The sequence below is a fragment of the Pseudomonas sp. SP16.1 genome, from assembly GCF_052682975.1.
This window is the reverse complement of record NZ_JBQYFZ010000002.1, coordinates 58105-71058: the sequence shown is the minus strand read 5'-3', so window position 1 is coordinate 71058 and position 12954 is coordinate 58105. Positions and strand designations below refer to the sequence as shown.

General features: G+C 60.5%; 16 protein-coding genes. 10 read left to right on the top strand and 6 right to left on the bottom strand.

Annotated elements, in window-relative coordinates; translation table 11 throughout:
- Positions 1-119: 119 nt before the first annotated feature.
- The 5 genes from ACUTAF_RS24785 to ACUTAF_RS24765 all read right to left on the bottom strand — a co-directional run bounded on the left by ACUTAF_RS24785 (position 120) and on the right by ACUTAF_RS24765 (position 2636).
- Positions 120-461, bottom strand: a complete 342-nt coding sequence (locus ACUTAF_RS24785; protein ID WP_445582565.1) for a hypothetical protein — start codon at positions 459-461, stop codon at positions 120-122.
- 4 nt (positions 462-465) lie between these two features.
- A complete protein-coding gene (locus tag ACUTAF_RS24780; protein WP_445582564.1) occupies positions 466-1161 on the bottom strand; it encodes a hypothetical protein in 696 nt (231 codons plus the stop codon).
- Between the two features lie 3 nt (positions 1162-1164).
- Entirely contained in the window at positions 1165-1461 is a 297-nt protein-coding gene (locus tag ACUTAF_RS24775; protein WP_445582563.1) for a hypothetical protein, read from the bottom strand.
- A gap of 22 nt (positions 1462-1483) precedes the next feature.
- Entirely contained in the window at positions 1484-1783 is a 300-nt protein-coding gene (locus ACUTAF_RS24770; protein ID WP_279649048.1) for a hypothetical protein, read from the bottom strand.
- A gap of 88 nt (positions 1784-1871) precedes the next feature.
- A complete protein-coding gene (locus ACUTAF_RS24765; protein ID WP_445582562.1) occupies positions 1872-2636 on the bottom strand; it encodes a SprT-like domain-containing protein in 765 nt (254 codons plus the stop codon).
- A 163-nt stretch (positions 2637-2799) separates the two neighbouring features.
- On the opposite strand from ACUTAF_RS24765, the gene ACUTAF_RS24760 reads away from it, so the two are divergent.
- The 10 genes from ACUTAF_RS24760 (at position 2800) to ACUTAF_RS24715 (ending at position 12723) form a co-directional block, all read left to right on the top strand.
- Complete coding sequence (locus tag ACUTAF_RS24760) at positions 2800-3657, top strand: N-6 DNA methylase (RefSeq protein ID WP_445582561.1); 858 nt, start codon at positions 2800-2802, stop codon at positions 3655-3657.
- A complete protein-coding gene (locus tag ACUTAF_RS24755; RefSeq protein ID WP_034023469.1) occupies positions 3654-4874 on the top strand; it encodes a phosphoadenosine phosphosulfate reductase domain-containing protein in 1221 nt (406 codons plus the stop codon). Before ACUTAF_RS24760 ends, ACUTAF_RS24755 begins: the two co-directional genes overlap by 4 nt.
- Before the next feature lie 13 nt (positions 4875-4887).
- Positions 4888-6924: a DNA cytosine methyltransferase gene (locus tag ACUTAF_RS24750; RefSeq protein WP_445582560.1), complete on the top strand. Its 2037-nt coding sequence runs from the start codon at positions 4888-4890 to the stop codon at positions 6922-6924.
- Positions 6925-7168: 244 nt separating this feature from the next.
- Positions 7169-7636 carry a hypothetical protein gene (locus tag ACUTAF_RS24745; protein ID WP_445582559.1) on the top strand — a complete coding sequence of 156 codons (468 nt, stop codon included), beginning with the start codon at positions 7169-7171 and terminating at the stop codon, positions 7634-7636.
- Entirely contained in the window at positions 7633-8013 is a 381-nt protein-coding gene (locus ACUTAF_RS24740; RefSeq protein WP_445582558.1) for an ASCH domain-containing protein, read from the top strand. The genes ACUTAF_RS24745 and ACUTAF_RS24740 overlap by 4 nt, the downstream gene beginning before the upstream one ends.
- Positions 8006-8626 carry a hypothetical protein gene (locus ACUTAF_RS24735; protein ID WP_311188670.1) on the top strand — a complete coding sequence of 207 codons (621 nt, stop codon included), beginning with the start codon at positions 8006-8008 and terminating at the stop codon, positions 8624-8626. The genes ACUTAF_RS24740 and ACUTAF_RS24735 overlap by 8 nt, the downstream gene beginning before the upstream one ends.
- Positions 8627-8941: 315 nt before the next feature.
- Complete coding sequence (locus ACUTAF_RS24730; protein WP_445582557.1) at positions 8942-10078, top strand: DUF5131 family protein; 1137 nt, start codon at positions 8942-8944, stop codon at positions 10076-10078.
- Positions 10071-10661 carry a hypothetical protein gene (locus ACUTAF_RS24725; RefSeq protein ID WP_088192509.1) on the top strand — a complete coding sequence of 197 codons (591 nt, stop codon included), beginning with the start codon at positions 10071-10073 and terminating at the stop codon, positions 10659-10661. Before ACUTAF_RS24730 ends, ACUTAF_RS24725 begins: the two co-directional genes overlap by 8 nt.
- A 14-nt stretch (positions 10662-10675) precedes the next feature.
- Positions 10676-11068: a hypothetical protein gene (locus tag ACUTAF_RS24720; RefSeq protein WP_311188675.1), complete on the top strand. Its 393-nt coding sequence runs from the start codon at positions 10676-10678 to the stop codon at positions 11066-11068.
- Positions 11065-12723: a DEAD/DEAH box helicase gene (locus ACUTAF_RS24715; protein ID WP_311188676.1), complete on the top strand. Its 1659-nt coding sequence runs from the start codon at positions 11065-11067 to the stop codon at positions 12721-12723. The genes ACUTAF_RS24720 and ACUTAF_RS24715 overlap by 4 nt, the downstream gene beginning before the upstream one ends.
- Before the next feature lie 14 nt (positions 12724-12737).
- Here ACUTAF_RS24715 and ACUTAF_RS24710 read toward each other — a convergent pair whose 3' ends face one another.
- Entirely contained in the window at positions 12738-12941 is a 204-nt protein-coding gene (locus ACUTAF_RS24710) for a hypothetical protein (protein ID WP_311188678.1), read from the bottom strand.
- Positions 12942-12954 lie beyond the last annotated feature (13 nt).

The following is a 12954-nucleotide window of genomic DNA, read 5'->3' as shown; positions in this document are numbered from 1 at the left end:
GGAGAAAACCGCCAAAAATATAGTTTTCTCGCGGCTTCTATAGGAATTTCATCAGGTAGCGGATGTGCGTTGATCTGGCCTGTTGTCTATGCACGTACCCCTGACATGTATAGAAAACCTCACTTTTCTATGCACGTCGCCAGCACCTTGAGCAGGTGAACTACATACCCCCCGAAAGAGTTGATCGGCTTCAGGTCAGCCTGGAACCGAACCCGAACAGGCTCTGCCAGCATACCCTCCAGCGCGCGGTACACATCGAGATCAGCATCCAGTTCGAAGATGCCGTAGGGTTTGCAGTTCACGCCCTGGCCCATCGGGCCGCCTGGGGATCCGATGACTGTCACTTTCGCAACGAGTTCGCCGGCTGCGCGGAATGTTCTGGCGCCGAGCACAACGGCTTCGACCTCAATCGACAGTCCGCCTTCGCGGAGCAGCTGCATGCCTTGATCGCTGAGGTTCACTTCGTCACCAGCCGGCGTAGTTCGTCACCAGCTGGGCCCAGTCAGGCAGTGCCGCATGTGCCCGAAGTACGCTCATCGCGTCGGCAGCGTGGATCTTCGTTGGGCACCCGCCAGTCAGGAAAAACTTGTCCGGGCCCTGGCAGTACAGATGCAGGATCGTCAGTGTCATAACCTGCTGGAGTAGCGACATTGTTCGATAGGACTTGCGCATAGCCTTGAGGTCGGCCGGAACCGCGTCCCAGCTCCCTGCCCAGTCGTAGCCGCGAGGTCGCATGTTGTAATGATCGCCGTTACCCGGGTGCTGTTGATTGTGTCTTTCGAAACACCCCTGAAGCTTGTACTTCTCGACGATATCCCAGGCGGCCTTGCCGAATATGCGAGCTCGCGCGTCCGCCCCTTCAAAAGAGGGCATCGGCGCGCCGCACACCATGGCTAATGCCGCGTACTCCGCGTAATCCATGCTCGGTACTTTGTCGACCAGGTTCACCAGGGCGTAGCTCGGGAACCGGCCGGCTGCGAACGTAGCGTTGACCGCGGCGTACGCCGCCAGTGCGACCGGCTGCTGCGAGTGGTGGATGTAGGTTCCGCTGGCCGTTTGGATGTCGGTAAACGCCCATACCCCTGGTGATGCCTGATGAACACCCAGGGCTGTCAGGAGTTCGGTTGCGTCAGTCGCGTAGCTGGCAGCACTGGTGGCCATCGCCTATTCCTCTGAGCTGGATTGTTTCTCGCCGGCGCCGGCGGTGATGAGGGCCTCGGCAGAGAAGCCCTGCGCTTGGCGAAGCTCTTCTGCCCCCAGGCGCTGCTGGGCGGCCTCTTCTGGCAAGGACTCGAACGCCACGTTCTTGATCGGCGTCCACTCAAGGCCTGCGCGATCCAGCAGAACCTTATGGTTGAGCCAGTCGACCCCCCACACCTTATACACACCGGCATCGCCCCTAACCCGCGCCCGATACTCCGGCGCCGGCGGCATATTTCCGTACTTGCTTTTACGCGACATGCTTAGATCCTCAGTCTCTCTTCTATGCCAGCGGCCGCCTGGCAACCCACCCTTCAGGCTCATCTTCGAACGAAGTCAGCTTGTTGTACTCGTGGAGGCATGCGGGGGTGTCTTCGTAGCAAAACCGCTTCTGGTACGCCTGCTCGTAGGTGACGCCCAGGCAAATGGCGTAGGTGAACATGAGAGGCAGCACGCCAGCGTAGGAGCCATCTGGCAGCCGCTTGGCGCCTACAAATCGCGCTTCGGGGCCACGCATCCATTCGGTGAACGCATCTTGCTGGCCAGGTCCTGACGGATTCAGAGTCTCATGTACGGATACCACGCAAGTGCTCCTTGGCAGCGTCAGTTATTCGCGCGAATAATGGTTCTGTTAATCAGAACCTGTCAAGCGTCAGCACCTTTGTGGGCGCTCACTCCAGGCGCATCTCGCACGGCTCACAAATCAGCTTCAGTCCCGGCTTCCCCCATACGTTGGTTTTGCAGCCCGGGCACGAATACTTCACCCGGTTGCTCTTGTCACCAACCTCGCGGATCGAGACATCAAGACCGTTCGCGGCAGGAATCTGCAAGGCAGCTTCGAGTCGCGCGCTGGCGTGGCCGCCCACTTCATCGCCCTGCTCCGGCTGCGGCGCGCCGATGGGCGCGAAGGCTTGTGCGGGCTGACTGGGGGGCTGATAGGGCGAGGGGTATCTATCCATCCAGGAGATTGCAAAGCCGCGCTCAAGTAACTGCCTGGTCACCTTGTCGAAACGGCCGCCCGGGATCACGTAGTCGTTCATGCTCTGGCCGACCTTCTTCCCGCCTGGCTGGCCGGTATCCGAAGGCATCAGTCCAATGCGCTCCATCTTCAGGGCCCACTCGCGATTGTGATAGCAGGCTCGACTTGGGGTGCCGAAGTGGGCCTGCCAGAGGTGGGCCATCTCATGTACCAGGGTCTGCAGTATCTCGACCAAGGGAACGACCGCGAAGAAGTCCGGGTTCATCGCAATCTCGTCGGTTTGAACACCGTCGCGGCGGATGAAGCGCGACTTGGAAAAATACCCCATCGAGCGCTTCTCGCGTTGGAAGGTGATCAGGCACGGCGGCAGCAACGCCTCGAAGAGGTGGTCATTGTAGTAGTCGTAGGCAGCCTGTAGCTCCTCGTACGCCTCCTCTGTCGGTCTTTTGAATTTCACCCGTCCACCTCCCCGCCATTTCCTGTATTGCACATTACAGATTTAGAACATGAAGCGCGCCTCGGAATTGGTGATCGCTAGCTTCTGTGCTTAATTTTCAGCGTTGACACAAAAACAAGCAAGTTATAGTTTAGCAATCACAAACGCACACACCGAGGCAGTTATGCGAGCGCCGAAGAAGAACCAACCCAGCAACCCAGCAGAACACCGCAAGCAGCTGATCAAGCTTCTGGAGGCGAACAGCCGCCGCCGGAATCTCTGGGATGTCTTCGGTGACTTCATCGAGATGGCTGCGCTGTCGCTCGCCAATGCTGTGGATTGGGCGCAGGCCGAGCAGCGCGAAAAACGCTACATGTCCATCGTCAAGCGCTATGAGCCGGACGAAGTTGCTCGCTTCCCGCAGATGCTCGCCGAGCTCACCTCCGCGCTGGAGTACGGGCCCGATGACGTGCTGGGTCGCGTATTCGGCGAGTTGGAGTTGCATAACGCCGCGCGCGGCCAGTTCTTCACGCCCTATCACGTCTGCGCCTTGATGGCGCGCCTGCAGATTGATGGCGCCGGTCACCTGGATGGGCTGATCGAAAAACAAGGGTTCATTCGGGTGAGCGAGCCGGCCTGCGGCGCCGGCGCGATGGTCATTGCCATGGCTGAAGCCATGCAAGAGCGCGGCGTGAACTACCAGCAGTGCATGCATGTCACCGCGCAGGATGTTGACTCCCGCGCCGTGCACATGGCCTATGTCCAACTCAGCCTGCTCCACATCCCTGCAGTCGTGATCCTCGGTAATACCCTGGCGCTGGAAGAGCGCGAGCACTGGTACACGCCGGCGCACATCATGGGGCTCTGGTCACAGAAGCTCCGCCGAGGCTATGCCCTCGGCAGCGCGATGGATATCGCGGCGAGCCAGGCGGCCGCGCCCGGTCCAGATCTTGAGGAGCAGCTGGGCCTGCAGCTTGAAGAGATCGCGCCCGACTGCGCAGAGCCGCTGCTCACCTCCACCGCTTGGGGGCAGCAGGCATGAGTCGGCAGATCGATATCTTCGCCGAAGGCGCTCAGCGCCTGCAGATGACCGAAAGCATCGAACTCACCATCCAGTCTCTTCAAGCATATGGCGAGTCTCACGACCACTGGGCGATCGCCTGGTCAGGGGGTAAGGACAGTAGTTCGACGCTGACCTTGATCATGTGGCTGATCGACTCCGGGAAGGTCAAGGCGCCGAAATCTCTGACGGTGTTCTACGCCGACACCCGCCAGGAGCTGCCGCCGCTGGCGATCGCCGCCAAGCAGATCATGGACGAGCTCGAAGAGCGGGGGATCCATGTCGAGGTAGTCACTGCGCCGCTGGATAAGCGCTTCATGGTCTACATCCTCGGCCGCGGGGTTCCTCCGCCAAACAACAACACGCTGCGGTGGTGCACTCGTCAAATCAAGATCGACCCGATGCAGGCCGCGCTTGAGCAGCGCCTGGCCGAGCTCGATGGCAATGTCCTGATGATCACCGGTGTGCGCCAGGGTGAGAGTGCAATTCGCGACAAGCGCATCGAAATGTCCTGCGGCAAGGATGGCGCCGAGTGTGGCCAGGGCTGGTATCAGAAAGTCCTGCCGGAGTCGAAAGGGCTAAAGGGGCGTCTGGCCACCCTCGCCCCGCTCCTGCACTGGCGGGTCTGCCACGTCTGGGAATGGCTGAAGCACTGGGCTCCCCTGGTTGAGTTCGGCGACTGGTCGACGGCGACCATCGCAGACGCCTACGGCGGCGACGAAGCCGAGGAAGTCAACGCTCGAACCGGTTGTACAGGCTGCCCGCTTGCCAGCAAGGACACCGCACTCGACACCATCCTTCTCAATCCGTCCTGGGCCTACCTGGCGCCACTGAAGGGTATCAAGCAGTTGTGGCGGGAGCTGCGGGAGCCGCACAACCGTCTCCGCAAGGCTGGTTATGAGTATCTGAAGGATGGCAGCACCGCCGCAAACCCGCAGCGCATGGGACCGATCACTTTCGAAGCCCGTCTGATGGGCCTCGAACGAATCCTCAATATCCAGAAAGAAATCAACGATGCAGCCGATCGCCTCGGCCGCCCCCGTGTTGACCTGATCAACGCAGAAGAAGAAGCGCGCATTCGTGAGCTGATCGCTGCTGAGACATGGCCGCAGGGCTGGGATGGTGACGAACCGACTGCTGACACCCCTATGGATCAAATCAACGCCGATGGCTCGGTGCAGCCATTGCTGTTCGTCTAACAAGGAAATCCCTATGACTTCGATGAAGAAACCCTTCCCGATGGACTTCAAGACCCAATACGGACTGGCCTTGGAGGACACTGACGACGCGATTCTTGCAGATTACTTCTGCGGCGGGGGTGGCGCTGGTACAGGGTTGGAGATGGGCCTCGGCCGCCGTGTCTCTGTGGCCAAGAACCACAGTCCGGCAGCGATCGCAATGCATGAGGCGAACCACCCTCATGCCACGCATTACACCACCGATGTCTTTGAGGGCGAGCCTGATGATGAGTGCCAGGGTCGTCCGGTAGGCTGGTTCCACATGAGCCCCGACTGCACGCATCACAGCCAGGCTGCCGGCGGGCAGCCGAGGAAGCGTGAGATCCGCAACTTGTCATGGATCGGCTTGAAATGGGCTGGCAAGAAACGCCCCTGGGTCATCAGCCTCGAAAATGTTAAGCAGATTTTGCAATGGGGGCCGCTGATCGCGAAAAGGGACAAAACGACCGGTCGAGTAGTGAAACTCGACGGAACGATTGCTGCACCAGGTGAGCGTGTTCCTGTACAACAGCAATTTCTGGTGCCTGATCCCAAGCGCCGCGGGCAGACCTGGCGCCGTTTTGTCCAGCTGCTGGAAGGGATGGGCTATCAGGTCGAATGGCGCGTTATCAAAGCATGTGATTTCGGCGCGCCAACGAGCCGCGAGCGACTCTTCATGATCGCCCGCTCAGATGGGCACCCGATTGTTTGGCCGGAGCCGACTCACGCTAAGCAACCGGTTAAGGGCCAGCAGAAGTGGAAGACTGCTGCCGACTGTATCGACTGGTCGTATCCCACCAAGAGCATTTTTGGTCGCAAGAAATCATTGGCAGTAGCCACCCTCCGTCGAGTGGCAAAGGGGGTGCGCAAATTTGTACTGAACAACCCCACCCCCTTCATCGTGCCTATTGCCAATTGGTCGGGTGAAGCCGTCCAAAGTATCGGGGATCCTCTGCGGACAATTACCGCTTGGCCGCGCGGCGGCACCTTTGCGGTGGCGAGCCCTACGCTTGTGCAGACGGGTTATGGCGAGCGCGAGGGGCAACAGCCTCGCGTTCCAGGACTGGACCAGCCGCTTGGCACGGTCGTCGCCGGCGGCGTAAAGCATGCCTTGGCCAGCGCGGTCATTCTTCCGGCGACTCATCAGGGTGCAGACCGGGTTAACGATCCGGCAGATCCGATGCCCACCGTTACAGCGGCCAATCGTGGCGAGTTGATGCTTGCAAGCCCGATGATGGTTGGCGCCGGCGGACCGATCTACGCTGGCAAGCCAACTCCTGCTGATCAGCCATTAGGCACCCTGCTGACGCAGAGTCATCGAGCATTGGCCGCGGCACACCTCGTCAAGTTCCGCTTCAACAGTGAGGGCGCGAACATCGCTGACCCCATGCCGACCGTCACGAGCGGCGGCGATTACAAGCGCCCTGCGGGCGCGGCCCATGCTATGGGAATTTGCACTGCTTTCATTGAGCAGGCCAACTCGGGCTTCAACACGACCTTTGGTCGAAGCATGGATGACCCGATGAGCACCGTTACAAATACAGGCAGTCAGCAGCGCCTCGCCTCGGCGAGTCTTGTGACGCTGCGCCGCAACTGCCTCGGCCGCCCAGTAGACGAGCCTGTTCCGACGATGACTGCCGGCGCTGAGCATCATGCATTGGTGGAGTACAAGCTTTCGCCGGAACACGAAGAAGGCGCTCTTCGCGTTGCATCGTTCCTGGTCGACTACGACGGTGATCGCAGTGCTCACCTCTCCAACGATGAGCTTCTTTCGCTCGTAACGGTGTTCGTGAACGGCATCCCGTATGTGATCGTCGATATCTGCCTGCGTATGCTTCAGCCGCCGGAGCTTTATCGCGCACAAGGCTTTCCGTCCGACTACATCATCGACCGCGGCGCCGACGGAAAGACATTCAACAAAACCGAGCAGGTGCATATGTGCGGCAACAGTGTCAGCCCTCCCCCAATGGCTGCCATCGCTCGCGCGAACGACCCTTGGAAGGCTCGCCAACAGGCGAGGATCGCCGCATGAATCTCAACGACCTCTCCCCCGCTGCCCGTTCTGCCGCCATGCGCGGCGGAACGAGTGGCTGGGGGCAAGTAGGCGGGCTACCGGGGCATATCCGCTACGCGGAGCCGGTGGCGTCTACGTCGCGCCGGCGGTGCGGTTGTGGCTGCAAGCGCCGCGCCACGCACATTGGCATGGCCAATGGTGTTGCGTTGATTTCTGGGTGCGAACTCAAGGTTCGCCGGTGGGTGAAAGAAGGAGCGAACGGATGACCAGCGTGCACGACGGCAAGAAGCAAACTGCGCTGCAGATGCGCGCACAACGCTGCAACGCGGCGAACGAATTCATCCAGGTGATCGCTAGCTGTGGGCGCCACTTCTTCCGAGATAGAGGGGCTGGCCATAACGGCTTCCTCAGCCTGAATCCGCGGGGCACGATCGTTTGGTTCCATGACGATTACACCGGACAGCGGATCAACATCTCGAAGGAGGGAGACTGGGCTGGATTTTCGCATGGAGGAACGCTCAAGGGACTGCTGCAGTCCATCGGCCGGCATGTGCTGGCTGGCTCCCGCCTTCGCCATGGCTACTTCCAGCCGGTGATGGACAACGGCTTCAACAACCCCTGGGGTTACGAAGAAGACATCCTGCTCGTCCGCGCGGCTGGAGTTCGTCTCGGGCTGGTCTCCGCCCCTGCAGAGCCTGTCGCCACCCCGCAGCAGGAGGCTATCGCATGAAGGCGCTCAGCGTTCGGCAGCCTTGGGCTTGGTTGATTGTCCATCGCCACAAGCCCATAGAAAACCGCTCCTGGAAGACCGGCTACCGTGGTGATCTGCTGATCCATGCATCCCAAGGCATGACGAAGGACGAATACGCCGAAGCGCTTTCGTTGTGCAACAAACTTGGCGTTGAGCTCCCTGAGTTTTCTGCGCTGGAGCGTGGCGGCGTCGTAGGACGGGTCACCGTCACCGGCTGCGTAGATGAAAGCGACTCGCCGTGGTTTTCCGGGAAATATGGGTGGGAGATGAGCGAGGCCGCCCCTCTTCCATTCATGCCGTGCAAAGGCCGTCTTAGCCTCTTCGATATCGACTACCAGGTGAACACCAATGTCTGACTTTTTCTACCTGCAGGACAGCCGCAGCAATGTCGGGACGGGCGCAATGTGGTGGGCAAAGGACGGAGCTGGTTACACCACCAGCCTCGATCGCGCGGAGCTTTTCACGCGCGAGCGTGCCCTAAAGCAGTTCGAGAGCCGTGAAACGGATCTGCCCTGGCCGGCGGCATACATCGATGAGCGCGCGCATCGTGGCGTGGATTGCCAGGCCGTGCACAAGAACGAGGGCGCCGAGGGTGAAGCGTTCTACGCCTTCATCGCAGGGGACTGGAACGGAAACGATCTGATCTGGCTCACCAGGAGCCTCTCGCGGTCCAGTGACCTCGGCAAGGCCAGAACCTTCACCCGTGAGGAGATCAGCGATCTGCTCGCGGACGAGTTCCACATCACTCCGATGGAGGCCTCTTACATTGAAGGCAAGGCCCGGCGCCTGATTTCGGTGAGCTCCATGAATCATCGCGAGGCCTTGCGGGGCGTGAACCTGAAACTGCCGAAAATCAAACGGCAGCGCTTGCGCCGCTACCTATCGAACTGCGCAGGTTGCGGCCGCTTCTTGAGTCAGGTTCAGGTTTATCAGGACTGCCCTAACTGCGGCGCGGATAACCGGCCGTGACATCCCCTTCTCCTGACCTGGCTCCTGCTGCGGCACGCAAGCACAGCTTCCGCTGGACAAGTGCCCCTGGTTTCGGCCGCTGGCGTGAATGCAACGTCTGCGGAGCAACCAGGCACGGAGGCTTTTTCTGGCTCGGCGGCTTCAAGAGCAAAGTCGAACCCCCTTGCTGCTACGGCTTTGGAGATCCTGAAGTGCGGGCATGGAAGGCTGATGCTCAGGCTGTAGAAGATTCAATCTAGCGTCAAAACATATCGCATTTTGTAAATCATCGTGCTTTACTATCGGCTATATGTTGGCATATTCCGATGGTGAGCCATGGCTGATAAGACGAACATCGAATGGACTGATGCAACCTGGAATCCTATCCGCGGTTGCTCGCGTGTAAGTGAAGGCTGCCGGTACTGCTACGCCGAAAATGTGGCGGCGCGAGTCATTGCAATGGATCGCGGCCGCCAGGTGCCGGAAGGCAATGGGGCCTATGACGGCCTGCTGGCTAAAGGGGGCCAGTGGAACGGCGCTATCAAGACGGTCGACAGCGTTCTCGATCAACCGCTGCGCTGGCAAAAAAGTCGCCTGATCTTCGTCAACAGCATGTCGGACCTGTTCCACGAGAATGTCTCGGAACAGGCCATTGACCGCATCTTCGTCGTTATGGCGCTGGCCGCTCAGCACACCTTTCAGGTGCTGACTAAGCGCCCCCAGCGCATGAAGGACTACCTCTGCAATTTCTCGTGGGAGCGCGCAGTCGAAAACTGCCGCGGCGCGGATGGTGTCTCCGACATCCTGCGCCACTCCCTGGATGCCTTGCGCGGTAGCTTCGGCCTCCGCCCCCGCCGCCCCAGTGAGGCCGATCGCAGCAGTTGGCCCGTGAAGAACGTCTGGCTGGGCGTCTCTGTTGAAAATCAGGAAACCGCTAACGAGCGCATCCCGCTGCTGCTCCAATCGCCGGCGGCCGTTCGTTGGCTGTCGATGGAGCCGCTGCTTGGCCCGGTCGATCTTTTGGCGACGCCGGCGGGCGACATCCTGTGCCGATGCGGCGGGTGCACGGGTATGGCCCGAGTAAATCCCAGCCACGCAGGCCTGCAGCGCATCGACTGGGTGGTGGTTGGTGGTGAGTCTGGACGCGATGCGCGCCCGATGAACCCGAACTGGGTTGCCGCCCTGAGGGATCAATGCAGCGCCAATGGCGTGCCGTTCCTGTTCAAGCAGTGGGGCGAATGGCGTCCGCCACTTGACGGGGAGGTGTTCTCTACCGCCATGGGCCGCGCCCAACGTGTCCCCGCCTTCATCGTGGCGAAGAATGGCACCGTGCATTGCTTCGAAAGCCCCACAACCGCCGATGGTGCGCTGCCCATGCTGCGCGTAGGCAAGCAAGCCGCTGGACGCCTGCTGGACGGCCAGCTGTTCGATGGTTACCCCACCACCCTGGATTCGGAGCAAGCCAATGGCTAAGCGCGATGTGCACCTCAAGTTCGCGATCGGCAACAAGTTCGTCACCGTCGAGGGTGGTTCCGGCTATATCGCCGATGCCCAGGACCCGATGTTCGACACCGTAAATGTGGTCATCCGTGGCAAGAACGCGTCAGGCGGTGTTGGCCCCATTGAGGATCGATCCTTCTACATCCAGCGTGACCAGATTCTGGCCATTGGCCTGAACTTCCTCGGACTGGCATCCCAAATGACCCCGCGGACGATGTGGGCCCGAAGCGGCACCGTTGGGTGCTCGCACAAGGAACCCACGATCTACCACCTGGTTGAAGAAGACCGCCGAGAGCTGGAGGCATGCAGCAACGAGGATCTCAAGCAGCGGCATGCCGATGTTCGCGGCCAGTACGAGAACATGCGTCGGCGCGTCCACACGCTGCAGCGCTGCCAGCGACTGCTCGAAACCCTTCCAGACTCTCAGGCGCAACAGCTCGACATGCTGTTGGCCTTCCTCGAAGGAACCGGTTCCTTACCGTTTGGCGTCCAGCTTGTTGCGGTCCCGCCTGAGGAGATCGCCGCACTGATGGCTGAAGGAAAGACCAAGCACTGAGGGCCGGGACACCCATGAACGCCGAGAAAACCTACTCACCGCAAGAGCGTGCCCTGGCCAAGCTGGGGGACTTCTGTTCCAGGCTGCGCCTGGATATGGCGCTGGAGAAACGCGCCCAGGCCGACCTCGAATCAGCCTTGCAGGCTGCAGGCCTTGAGTTCGAGCGCGAAAAGCCTCTGTCGAAGAGCGATATCCCGGATTTCCTCGTGAAGGTCGAGGGGATCACCGTCGCACTGGAGTTGAAGACCCGGGCGCAGCGCAAAGCCATCTTCCGGCAGCTGGAGCGTTACGCGGAACATGGCAGCGTCGACTGTCTGCTGCTGATGACAGGGACGGCCATGGGGCTGCCCTCGGCGATCAACGGTAAGCCGGCTGCCGTTGTTTCCATGGGAGGTGGCTGGCTATGAATCGAAGCTATGGCCACCTCGCCCTGGTGGATGGTTCCCAGTGGGTCATGCGTGGCGTCGCGCCGCATGTGGCGATCCGTCTCAAGCAACTCTTCCCGCGCATCCCGAAGTGGGTGACCGAAGAATACTTCTTCCCCAATGATCTTGCCCATTGCGCAGATCTTTCCTGGTTCACGACTCGCTACCCGTTGACCATCTCGCCGGCAGATGCCGCGGCGTTGGATTGGGGAAGGCAAAGTTTCGAGCGAGAGCAGGCTCGGATGGAGGAGATCCTCCGCCCCGAATACAGCCCCTCCGAAACTGTCGGCCTGCGTCCCGGTTGCGTGATTCGGCACTACCAGAGCCAAGCGGTCGACCTCACGCTTGCGCGCAAGTCGCTGCTCCTGGGCGACGACGTAGGGCTTGGAAAAACCTACACGGCCGCCGCTTTGATCCTGCACATGGAGACCCGACCTGCAGCGGTCGTTGTTCAGACCCACCTGCAACGGCAGTGGGCCGAGAAGCTTGGCGGATTCACCGAGCTGACCATCCACTGCATCAAGGGCACCCGGCCGTATGACCTGCCGCCGGCGGATGTCTACATCTTCAAGTACAGCCAGCTGCTCGGCTGGATCGACACCTTCCAGGACGGCTTCTTCAAGGCGGCCATCTTCGATGAGATCCAGGAGCTCCGAACCGGAGCCCAGAGTGGTAAGGGACAAGCAGCGCATGCGCTGGCCAACAGCGTGGAATACCGGCTTGGGCTGTCTGCGACCCCGATCTACAACTACGGCGTCGAACTCTGGAACATTATGCAGGCGGTTGACCCCGGGTTGCTCGGCAACCACGAGGAGTTCATGCGCGAGTGGACAGATGGCGACAAGAAGGTCAAAGACCCTCAAGCCCTCGGCACCTATCTTCGTGAGCAGAAAGTCTTCCTGCGTCGGACCAAGCGCGACGTTGGCCAGCAGATGCCACCGCTCAATGTGATCGTCGAAGAAGTTGGCTCCGATTCGGAGACGCTTCGGTCGGTCGAGCAACTGGCCCGCCAGTTGGCCATCAGGACGACGGAGGGCTCCTTCATGGAGCGCGGTCGCGCTGGTCGGGAACTCGACTTGCTCATGCGTCGGATCACAGGCGTGGCCAAGGCGCGCTTTGTGGCTCAGTACGCCAGGCTGCTCTTGGAAGCCGATGTGCCCGTCATGCTGATGGGCTGGCACCGCGATGTCTACGACATCTGGCTCCGGGAGTTGGCCGACTTCAATCCGGTGATGTACACCGGGAGTGAGAGTGACAAGCAGAAAAACGAAGCCAAAGAGGCCTTCGTCTCGGGCAAGACCAACCTGTTCATCATGAGCTTGCGCTCCGGCGCTGGACTGGACGGGCTGCAGTACCGCTGTTCGACGATTATCTTCGGGGAGCTTGATTGGTCGCCGAAAATCCATGAGCAGGTAATCGGCCGCCTGGAGCGGGAAGGCCAGGAAGAGCAGGTCACAGCCATCTACCTCAATAGCGATGACGGGTCCGACCCGCCTATGGTCGAGCTGCTTGGTCTCAAGGCGTCTCAGTCCTCCGGCATCGTCGACCCGAACGCTCCTCTCACCCAACGGCATTCCGACAAGTCCCGGATCCAGGCGCTGGCCGAGCAATTCCTCAAGCGCAAGGCGGCGGCGTGAGGCCTGCCGTCTTGCTACGGCTCAGGCAGCGATGCTTGGCGCTTCTCTTCCTTGTCGATTTCGGCCTGAAAGGCCTCATCGAGCAGGCTGGGCCTCTTTCGCCAGGGCTTACGCTCTGGCGTGGGCTCTGCCGCATAAGTGGTTACCGAGCCGCCGTAAACGTCTTCGAAAATTTTCGTGCGCTTCTCCAGAAGCTCACGCAATTCGTCTTTCCTCACGCTCTCTCCTGCA